This window comes from Alteromonas sp. MmMcT2-5 (genome assembly GCF_022348315.1).
GTDB lineage: Bacteria > Pseudomonadota > Gammaproteobacteria > Enterobacterales > Alteromonadaceae > Alteromonas > Alteromonas macleodii.
This window is the reverse complement of sequence record NZ_JAKRFB010000026.1, coordinates 50,204-60,564: the sequence shown is the minus strand read 5'-3', so window position 1 is coordinate 60,564 and position 10,361 is coordinate 50,204. Positions and strand designations below refer to the sequence as shown.

The following is a 10,361-nucleotide window of genomic DNA, read 5'->3' as shown; positions in this document are numbered from 1 at the left end:
CTTAGCATTAGATATGGAAACGCCTAACGCAGTGCATAATAGAAAAGGCCAGCTTCGAGAGCTGGCCTAATAACTGTCAACCTATATTAGGACGACACACTAAATTTTTGTTCGATACTTAAAGATCAATAGCAATCCGCATAGATGATTGCCCACCCAGAAGGTGCTGGCAAGTTTCCTAGCAAAGCGTGGGAATACAGGAATGGCCGTTGCTTTTTAAATTCCCAGAGTGAAGCTTGCCAGACCTTCCCGAAGGGCGAGTTTAAAATATCCCTACCCTCACTCCACGTCGCGACGCCTAATTAAGGGTGGGTGTAAGCAAATATGTCCAGCGCCGACAAATGGCGTATTTTTGAGGTCCACTCATCTGCGATAAATAACGTTTTTTAAACGGTATTTAAACAAAATGTTAATAATCGCTGAAATTCTTAGTGTCATGGCTTTAAACTTTTTCTGTCATTCCTGCGACCTATAGTAAACCAAACAATAAAAAGCATAAGTGCCATATTATGGACATCACTAAGCAAGCAATAAAAAACGCGACTGGGGTAGGTATCGGAATAACACTGCTGGTATTTTTAGGGCTATATAGCCTGTTTAATTTACCTGTACAGCTGTTTCCTGACATTGAAAGACCGAATATTAACATCCAGACCTCTTGGCGCGCTGCGTCGCCTCAAGAAATCGAATCTGAGATCATTGAGCCTCAAGAGGAAGTGCTGCAAGGGATCCCTGGCCTTGAGTCGATGAATGCATGGGCAAACCAAGGTAATGCGTGGATTAATCTAGAGTTTGGTTTAGATACGGACATGCAGAAAACGCTCATTGAAGTGATTAGCCGCATGAATCGCGTACCGCCACTACCTCGCGATGCCTTGTCCCCTAATATTATGCTTGCTGGAAGTGGGGGAGACGCCCCCGCTTTGACCTACTTTTTTCTTCAGCGCCTTCCGGGCAATCCAAACGAAATTAATACCTATGTAACCTTTTTTACCGATGTCATTAAACCTCAGCTTGAATCCATCCCGGGCGTTGCAAGGGCGCGTATGGAAAGCGGGGTTGGCGGCGTTGAGGAGTTTCAAATTGTTTTCGACCCGTTTAAAGCGGCGCAGTTAGGCATTGACCTAACGGCAGTTGCCAACGAGTTGGGGCGTGCGAATGATATTTCAGGCGGCTTTGTCGATGTGGGCAGAAGACGCTATACCCTGCGTTTTGAAGGTCGCTACGAGCCTACGCAAATGGGTGAAATGATCCTTGAATGGCGAGACGGCAGCCCTATCACGCTAAATGACATTGCCGAAATTAAAATTACCCGCGCTGACGGTGCAAACTACAGTGTGCAAAACGGCAATCCGGCTATATCTATTCGCGTAGACAGACAAAACAACGCCAATGTTTTAGCTACCTTAGAAGCCGTAAAAGCAAAAGTTGCACAAATAAACGAACAGGACTTGGCCCCTGAACAGTTAGTAATGGCGCAAAGCTTCGATGCCTCAGTGTTTATCTATAGAGCGGTGCAGCTAGTTACCAGCAATTTATTTATAGGCGTGCTGCTTGCCATTGCCGTGCTTTGGCTCTTTATGCGCCAGCTGCGGGCAACGCTCATTGTGGCATTGGCCATTCCTATCTCACTACTTAGCACTTTTGTGGTGCTTCAACTTACCGGTCGCTCGCTCAATATCATTTCACTGGCAGGACTCGCCTTCGCGGTAGGTATGGTGCTAGATGCCGCTATTGTCGTGCTGGAAAACATTGTAAGAACGCGCAAGAGCGCCGAAGCCGAAATCGAAAATAAAGACCCAAATTCACAAACGCACATGGAGGATTGTGCCCATCGGGGAACGAAAGGAGTGTTTGGTGCCCTCATGGCGTCAACAGCCACCACCGTTGCTATTTTTATTCCCGTCATGTTTTTGGAAGATGTTGAAGGGCAATTGTTTGCTGACCTCGCTCTTACCATCGCCATTGCAGTGTGTATGTCGCTAGTGGTTGCGGTAACGGTATTGCCTGTTGTTGCCGCTCGATATCTTAATGGCAACATGCCAGCTGATAGCTTACAGCGGGTATGGGCAAAAATAACCCGCGCTATTATGTCGCTATCAAGCACGCCGCTTCGCCGCCTTGTATTAGTTATAACGCTCATGGGCGTGCCTATAACAGGTAGTGTTCTGCTTATGCCTTCCATGGACTATTTGCCACCCGTAAAACGCGATGCCGTTGACGCCTTCTTAAGTTTGCCTGCAGGTGCTAGTGAAAACTTTATTAGCGAAGAAGTGATGCCAATTATCGTTGAGCGACTGCAGCCCTATATGGACGGAGAAAAGCAGCCAGCGCTGAAAAACTACTACATTATCACATGGCCAAATGGCGGAAATTTGGGTGTGCGCGCTAAAGATCAGTCTAAGGTCAAAGAGTTAGAAGCCATTGTTCGCGATGAAATTTTAAAGGATTTGCCGGATACACAGACCTTTTCACAACAAGGCAATTTGTTCGGCGGCTTTGGAAACGGTCGCTCAATCGACATTCATCTTCAAGGTACCGATCAGGCCATGCTCGGCATCGCTGCGCAAGCAGGTTTAGACAAATTGAGAGAAGTTTTTCCTAACGCGAATGCGCGTTCGAATCCACCTCTAGAGCAAGCCGAACCAGAGCTTCGCTTCTACCCTAATGACAGCCGAATGATGGAAGTCGGGTTAAATCGCGGCAGTATGGGGAACCTGGTACGTGCCATGGGTGATGGTATGTATGTGGGGGAGTACTTCGATGGCACCAAGCGCATGAATATTATCTTCCGCTCAGCCCCCTGGTTTACACCCGAAGACTTAAATAGCACGCCAGTCATGACGCCATCAGGCGAGGTGGTGCAATTAGGCGAACTGGTAGGTATTGAAAGAGCCGTAGGGCCAAGTCGTATTCAGCGCATTGATGGTCGAAGAACCCTCACGCTAAACGTAAATCCGCCAGAGGGTATGAGTTTAGAAGAAGCAATGAAAGTGATTACCTCTGAGGTTGAACCTGCCATTATGGCCATGATGCCTACCGATGGCGCTATTAATTATGGTGGTAGCGCGGATAGCTTAAAAGGCGCTATTGCCTCGATGGCTGATAACTTTCTTTTTGCCATGGTGTTGCTACTGCTGTTAATGGCGGGGTTGTTTAAATCGTTAAAAGACAGCGTGCTGGTAGTACTTTCTATTCCGCTAGCCACGGTGGGCGGGGTGATTGCTATTCGTATCATGAACATCTTTACCTTCCAGCCCATGGACCTGTTAACCATGATTGGCTTCATTATTTTGCTAGGGCTTGTGGTGAACAATGCCATTTTACTCGTGCATCAGACTCGTATAGGAGAGCAAGAAGGGCTGACCCGTGATGACGCGGTAGAACAAGCAATCAAACTACGTTTACGGCCTATCTTTATGAGCACGCTGACTTCAATCTTTGGCATGCTGCCCCTGCTGTTGCTACCAGGTGCAGGCAGCGTTATTTACCGAGGTCTTGCGGCTGTTATTGTGGGAGGAATGACGGTGAGTACCATATTCACCTTGCTATTACTGCCTACCTTGCTGCGTATGACGGCTTCAAAGTCACCTGTAAATATACTCAAACCCCTGGCCGAGCGCATAGAGAGCACCGGCGCTTCGCCGACTACCTCATCCACCGTAAAACAAAATAAATACAACGATCATGTGTAAGGAAAAGACAACCATGAAAGCAATGACTTCTACTCTCGCCCTTAGTGTGTTTGCCTTATTTGCAAGCAGTGTATCGTTGAGCGCACACGCGCAGGATAGCAAGCAACCACCGCCGGTGCTGGTTCAAATAGATGAAGCCAGAGAGCAAGCGATTTCACAACTAACCTGGGTTCCTGGAACGGTACTAAGCGTTATCGATGCAAACCTTGCTTCTGAGGTAGACGGTCGCATCACTTGGATGGCAGAGGTAGGTGATGTGGTGAAAGCGGGGGAGCCTTTAGTTAAAGTCGACGATACTCGCTTAAGCATTACCCGCAATCAAAATGCCTCAAATATTGCCAGATGGCAGTCGCAGGTTGAACTGTTTACCAAACGACTCGGGAGGTACAAAAACCTTCAGGCCAGTCAAAACACGTCCAGAGGCGAGTTAGAGGAAGTGGAAGCAGACTTAGAGAATGCTAAGCAGGAGTTAGCGCAAGCCAAATTGGATTTAGAATTCACCGAATATCAGATAGCACAAAGCAGTATTCGTGCTCCCTTTGCGGCTTTGGTGGTTGAAAGGCTGCAGTCGCCGGGCGAATACACTGGGGTAGGGCAAACCCTGCTTCGCGTGGTAAACCCTGATAGCGTTGAAGTTCAGGTGCGCGCACCACTCAACGTATTACCCTATATTGCTAACGGCATGAGCGTTAGCGTTCACAATAACGTGAACCAAGTAGAAGAATCTATTCGTGCCATTGTACCGGTAGGCAACAGTACATCGCGCACGATGGAGCTACGAATTGCCATCAACCCCGGTGACTTTCCTATAGGCAGTGCAGTGCGCGTGGCGTTGCCTAGCAGCGATACTCATGATGGTGTCACCATACCCCGCGATGCACTGGTACTAAGAAAGTCGGGCACCTTTATCTATCAGCTCAATGAAAATAATGAAGCGGAGCAGGTTAAGGTGACAACCGGGGTGGGCATGGGCGATAGAATTGAAGTGTTTGGCGATGTGAACCCGAAGCGCTCGGTTGTGGTGAGAGGAGCTGAACGCCTGCGTGCAGGCCAGAAAGTACGTTACAACAATGAGCGTGAGTCTTTGACAGCGAAGAACTGAGAGAATTGTAACAAATGTAAAAGTGCTATCCATTTAGACTAAAGTTAATGAGAATGTTTCTTATTTGTAATTGTTGATTATCAAATGGAGACATCCTTGAAAAAGTTAGTTTTAGCCAGTGCAGTATGCACGCTATCCAGTCCAGTAGTATTTGCGCAATCCCTAGAAAGCCAGAATGAAGAAACCAAGTCTATAGAGCGAGTTGCTGTGGTAGGCGCAGCAACTAACTTGAGCATTACTGCCGAGGATATTGAGCAGTTTCAGGCAAACGATTTAGCTGACGTTTTTAGAGAGTCTCCGTCGGTCAGCGTTGGCGGTTCAGTAGGTGTAGCACAGAAAATCTTTATCCGTGGACTAGAAGATGCCTACCTGAATGTAACCGTAGATGGCGCGCAACAAACCTCAACCCTATTTCACCATATTGGCCGCGTAACGCTAGATCCCGATCTTTTGAAGCAAATCGATGTGCAGGCTGGTGCAGGTGAAGCAACCAGTGGCCCAGGTGCCATTGGTGGTTCAATCCGCTTTAAAACCAAAGATGCGCAAGATTTATTGAGAGGCGACGAACAATTTGGTGGTCGAGTAAAAGCGAGTTATTTCTCAAACGAAGGTACGCGATATAGCGGCAGTCTTTATGGAAAGCTAAGTGATTCATGGGGCTTGCTAGGTTATTACAGCACGGTTGACAGAGATAACTTTGAAGACGGCGACGGCAACGAAGTGCTGGGTACTGCCGCAGATCAAGATCTTATGTTCCTTAAAGCCAGTGGTTACATTGCGGATAATCAATACCTTTCAATAAGTGCAGAGCAGCGCGATGAAGAGGGTGAGTTTTCGGCAAGACCTAACTGGGTAGTACTAGAAGGTGCTCCACTTTATCCTAGTGAAGCAGAGCGTGATACCTACGTAGCGAACTACCGCTTTGACCACAGTGCATTGGTTTTCTTAGAAGCCACGGCATACCAAACTTCATCATCGTTCCGCGGCGGCCGTTTCGATTTCTTGTCTGATATCGATACCTATGGTTTTGATATTAGAAACACCACCGACATTTCAAACCACGTATTCACCTACGGTATCGACTATCGTAAAGATGAGGTAGAAAGTGGTCCTGGCGTAGGTCCTGTGCAGAACGCAGAAGAAGGCAGCGTAATGGGTATTTACGCGCAAGCTCATAGCAATATCACACCAGAGTTGCTGTTGAGCTACGGTGTTCGTTATGACGACTTTGATTTTCAGCAACAAATCTTGATCGATGACTATTACGGCACACCCGTTACCGATGAGCCATCTGGACTAGACGACAATGAACTTAGCTTTAACGTCGGTCTTGAGTATCAGCTTACCGAAGCTTGGACCCTTGGTCTTGGTTACGCAGAAGCGGCGCGCGGTAAGCAAATTGGTGATGGTTTCACGCTTGACGAATACTTATATGATGGTGAGGACGTTCCCGTTGTAGCCAGTGACGTGGTGCCTGAAACTGTCACCAATATTGAAGCGTCAATCGAATACAGCGCGAATAACCTTAATGCGCGTCTTAGCGCCTATGAATCTACTATTGATGATGTGCTATTTAGCGGTTATCAAGGCAACTCGGTATTTAATAATATCGGTGACCTAGAATCATCTGGCGTAGAGTTTAACCTTGCGTATCGCTGGGACTCTGTTGACGTGTACTTTGGGTTTTCAAGCGTAGATGTTGAATTGATGCCTCGTGAAGATCTGTACAGCGTACCCTATAACAGCATCGATATTAACGGATACGAGTTTGTTGGCTTAGGTAATAGTCGCGGTGATACGTGGGTACTTGGTGCAGATTACACCGTTACTGCAGACATTAGCGTTGGCTTTAACATCACTATGGTTGACGACATCAACATAGATACACTACATCAGGCCTTGGAAAACGGTTGGACCGACTCGCTTTATTCACTTAACAAAGCAGACTATACCCTAGTGGATATTTATGGCGAGTGGGAAGTCACAAACGACCTTCGCTTAAATCTGGCGGTAACGAACTTGTTTGATGAAGCGTATATCGACCATTCAAGTGTGGGTGACTACAGCGAAGTATTCCCAAGCGTTATTGGTCCGCAAGAAGCTGGACGAGATATTCGTTTGTCTGTGACTTACGATTTCTAAGCAACGCCTTTAGATGAACTTTTCCACGTTTAAAAGGTGGGTCTTTTGGGCCCACCTCTTTGCTGGCTTATTGGCCAGCATTGTCGTTTTCATTATGGCTTTTACCGGTGTATTACTCACTTACGAGCGCCAGTTCAAAGAGCTAAGTGAAATGGCTTATGCACAAACGATTGATATCGAAAAGTCGGTAATCTCGACTGAGCGGGTTGTAGCAATACTTCGTGAAAAGCATCCTAACGAAGCGCATATTTTTGTTCGATGGGTCAATAGCGAGGGAGCGGCAATTCCCGCATGGGCCGGCGAACACAGCTATCTTATTCACCCCTATACCGGAGATATATTAAGAGAAGGAGAAGGGGTCGTTGAAGAAGCATTTCATGTCATAACTGACCTGCATCGATATCTTTTAATGGAAGGGGATTACCAATTAATTGGCAAAACCATAACGGCTTATAGCAATCTTATTTTTATTTTTTTGCTGTTATCGGGGGTTATCATATGGTTGCCCAAACACATATCGAAAAAATCCTTAAAGCAGCAAATGTGGTTACGGCAAAAGTACACTAATAAACAGCACCGTCGCCGACATTGGCATTTTGTTTTTGGTATGTGGTCACTGCCTTTTTTAGTTGTGATTGGACTAACGGCTACCCTGTTTTATTTTGAGTGGGCAAACAAAGCATTGTATGGAATGTACGGTGAACAAGTCCCTACTCGCGAAAAGAAAGCTATGCCTGAGACGCTAGACGCCGACGTTGTCAGTTACGACACGCTATTTACCAAAGCTCAGCAACACGCCAATGAAAATGGCTATCAGGATTGGTATTCCATGTGGATGGAAATTGGCAAAAGTGAGGGTGTTGCACGGTTTTATATCGATAAAAGTATAGGGCACAGGCAAGAGTTAGCGTATTCACTGTATTTCGACACGGGAACCGGTGACATCACTAGGACACTTTACAAAACCGATTGGCCCAAAGGGAGTCAGGCTTGGGGTACTTCCCGCTTTTTGCACACGGGAGAATACTTTGGCTTTATAGGGCAGACCATCGCAGGGCTGGTAAGCTTGCTTTGCTGTATCTTAGTTTATACTGGCACACTACTTGGTGTGCAGAGACTTCTCAATTTGCGAAAGCAGCATTAAAAGACTTAGGCAGGGTAATGGTAACGACTAGCCCTGTTTGCTTTGTAGCACTAGCGTCTCTATGTAATGCGTTGCCTTTGATTAGTGCAGCGCGATTTATCGCCGAAATGTCGCCGCCCACAGCGGCAATTTGACGTTTCGCCAGTGCAAGCCCTAGACCAAAGCCAGAGCGCTTTGCGGCATGTACGTAGTTTTTGGCTGCCCGTGCCTTGTCTACCCTGAAAAAAGGTTCGAATATGGCGTCTAGCATTGATTCAGGGACGCCGGTGCCTTCGTCTGTAACCGTGATAACATAGTTATTATTATCGCTGGTCAGCGTTAAACTCACTTTGCTTTGCTCAGGGGTATGACGCAAAGCATTACGAATAATATTTTCTAACGCCTGCCCCAAAGCAAGCTGGCTGCTCTTTTCAATATTCGCGCATTCAGGTGTGTCGACATGCAAGGTTCTATCAGGGTATTCAAACCGCGCATCTTCACAAATAACATTGATAAGTTCTACCAAGTCAAAGTCATCGCTGTTCAATTGTGGCGATTCTGTATTTAGCCATGCAAAGGTTAGGGTATCTTCAACAAGCTCTCTCATCGTGCTCGCTTCATAACGCAGGCGTGAAAGTGCTTGTTCACGATTAATGTCTTGCTCTACAAAGTCTATTGCCATATCAATGCGGGCAAGAGGCGTGCGAAGCTCGTGAGAGAGATCAGCAAGCAAACTTCTTTGATTATAAATGAGACTGCTGGTTCTTTGGGCCATCTTGTCGAACGTTTGGGCAAGCCCAGTAAGTTCGTCATTTCGCTTGGGCATTGCAGCCATTGCACGGGCTTCTAAATTGCCATTTGCGAAATCTTTTGTGGCATTTTCTAATTGCTTTAGTGGCGTCATTAGGTGTCGATACAGCATAAAACTCAACAGACTTAATATCACTAGAGGTAATGCAATTTGAAGCGTTAAGCGTGTGGCGAGCAATAACGAACCTGGGCGCATACGCTGTGGAAGTTGAATTAAAAAGTGCGTATTGTCATCGACGAAGGGGACTTCCATCACAGGGTTTTCAGAAAAGTACAAATGTATTTTCCATTCGGGGCTGCGGCCTATTTGAAATCGGTCAACAAACTCATCTAACATTTGGGTGTCAGCGAATGTGGTCATTTGGGAGTTAACTACGGCAAGCCACGTGTCTTCCTTTGTCTTCACTTCTTGCAAAAAAGCAGCTAACGCTTGTTCTCCATCCTCCAGGTAGATTTTCTCCGCTTCTTGACCATAGGAATAAAGGGTTTCTTGATGAGCTTTATCGATAAAACTCATGCTGGTCTCGGTATGATTGGTAAGCCACGCGATGGCCCAAAATAACAGAACAGTACCAACGGCAATAAATGCGCACAGTCGCCATAGCAGTTTATTTTTCACGAAAAGCGATATCCTTGGCCGTGGACAGTGGCAAGGCGTTCAGGGGGCATGCCAGTCTCAACGAGCTTTTTGCGTACTCTAGACAAATGCATATCTAAGCTTCGGTCGTACCTCGAAAAGGGTTTGTTAAGCACGCTGTGATAAAGAAATGCTTTGCTCAACGTTTCCCCTTTGTTATCTACTAACATCCAAAGAAGCTTAAATTGTATTGGCGTGAATTCGAGTAGTCTTGAGTGGTATTTGGTAACTTGCTGAATGCGATTTAAATAAAGCACATCAACAATGATTTCCGACTTTTGCGTGCCTGAGTCGTTTAGTGTTTTGCTGCGTCGCAACAGTGCGTCGATGCGAAGCATCATTTCAGTAAAATTGAAGGGCTTGGGTAAGTAGTCATCTGCGCCCTTACGGTAGCCTTCAATCCTTTCTTGCTCGGCACCTGACGCGGTGATCATCATCACCGGGGTTTGCTTTATTTGCCTTAATTGGTTTAACAGCGACAAGCCGTTTAAAGAGGGAAGGCGTATGTCGAGTAACACAAGGTCAAAGTTCTCCTCAAGCACAGCTTGTAATCCAGCGTTACCGTCACTTTCGTGGCGAGTGTCAAATCCTCGAGACTGCAACAGCTGTGTGATTTGTTCACTTAACGTCGCGTCATCTTCAACAATGAGTATTCGGGTTTTACGCATAATGGCTTCAGGAAAGAATTTTAAACATACTATTAATAATAGTTATCATTTGCAACTAATCGGTTTGTGACGATAAATGCGGCCGCTAACGCGCGCTTTTATATTGTTACAAATTTACTGTGGTGCTGATGGTTTCTCGCTTTACAATAACGGTTAACAGCTATCTTAGTGCTTGCGCTAAACT

At 46.3% G+C, this 10,361-nt stretch carries 6 protein-coding genes; 4 read left to right on the top strand and 2 right to left on the bottom strand.

Features of this window, described 5'->3' with window-relative positions:
• The first annotated feature begins 509 nt into the window (after window positions 1-509).
• The 4 genes from MHN09_RS12445 to MHN09_RS12430 all read left to right on the top strand — a co-directional run bounded on the left by MHN09_RS12445 (window position 510) and on the right by MHN09_RS12430 (window position 8,083).
• A complete protein-coding gene (locus tag MHN09_RS12445) occupies window positions 510-3,695 on the top strand; it encodes an efflux RND transporter permease subunit (RefSeq protein WP_239240948.1) in 3,186 nt (1,061 codons plus the stop codon).
• A 13-nt stretch (window positions 3,696-3,708) separates the two neighbouring features.
• The gene (locus MHN09_RS12440; RefSeq protein ID WP_239240945.1) at window positions 3,709-4,797 is read left to right on the top strand and encodes an efflux RND transporter periplasmic adaptor subunit; all 1,089 of its coding nucleotides are present in this window, start codon (window positions 3,709-3,711) and stop codon (window positions 4,795-4,797) included.
• Window positions 4,798-4,893: 96 nt separating this feature from the next.
• Window positions 4,894-6,939, top strand: a complete 2,046-nt coding sequence (locus tag MHN09_RS12435) for a TonB-dependent receptor (protein WP_049585681.1) — start codon at window positions 4,894-4,896, stop codon at window positions 6,937-6,939.
• 13 nt (window positions 6,940-6,952) lie between these two features.
• Window positions 6,953-8,083 carry a PepSY-associated TM helix domain-containing protein gene (locus MHN09_RS12430; RefSeq protein ID WP_049585684.1) on the top strand — a complete coding sequence of 377 codons (1,131 nt, stop codon included), beginning with the start codon at window positions 6,953-6,955 and terminating at the stop codon, window positions 8,081-8,083.
• On the opposite strand, the gene MHN09_RS12425 is transcribed toward MHN09_RS12430, so the two are convergent.
• Both MHN09_RS12425 and MHN09_RS12420 read right to left on the bottom strand, forming a co-directional pair.
• Window positions 8,061-9,491 carry a sensor histidine kinase gene (locus tag MHN09_RS12425; protein ID WP_049585686.1) on the bottom strand — a complete coding sequence of 477 codons (1,431 nt, stop codon included), beginning with the start codon at window positions 9,489-9,491 and terminating at the stop codon, window positions 8,061-8,063. The genes MHN09_RS12430 and MHN09_RS12425 overlap by 23 nt on opposite strands.
• Complete coding sequence (locus MHN09_RS12420) at window positions 9,488-10,177, bottom strand: response regulator transcription factor (RefSeq protein WP_014977663.1); 690 nt, start codon at window positions 10,175-10,177, stop codon at window positions 9,488-9,490. Before MHN09_RS12420 ends, MHN09_RS12425 begins: the two co-directional genes overlap by 4 nt.
• Between the last annotated feature and the right edge of the window lie 184 nt (window positions 10,178-10,361).

Excerpts from the sequence above, each read along its gene's own strand:
- MHN09_RS12445 (WP_239240948.1), top strand. The coding sequence starts at position 510 with ATGGACATCACTAAGCAAGCAATAAAAAACGCGACTGGGGTAGGTATC.
- MHN09_RS12440 (WP_239240945.1), top strand. The coding sequence starts at position 3,709 with ATGAAAGCAATGACTTCTACTCTCGCCCTTAGTGTGTTTGCCTTATTT.
- MHN09_RS12430 (WP_049585684.1), top strand. The coding sequence starts at position 6,953 with ATGAACTTTTCCACGTTTAAAAGGTGGGTCTTTTGGGCCCACCTCTTT.
- MHN09_RS12420 (WP_014977663.1), bottom strand. The coding sequence starts at position 10,177 with ATGCGTAAAACCCGAATACTCATTGTTGAAGATGACGCGACGTTAAGT.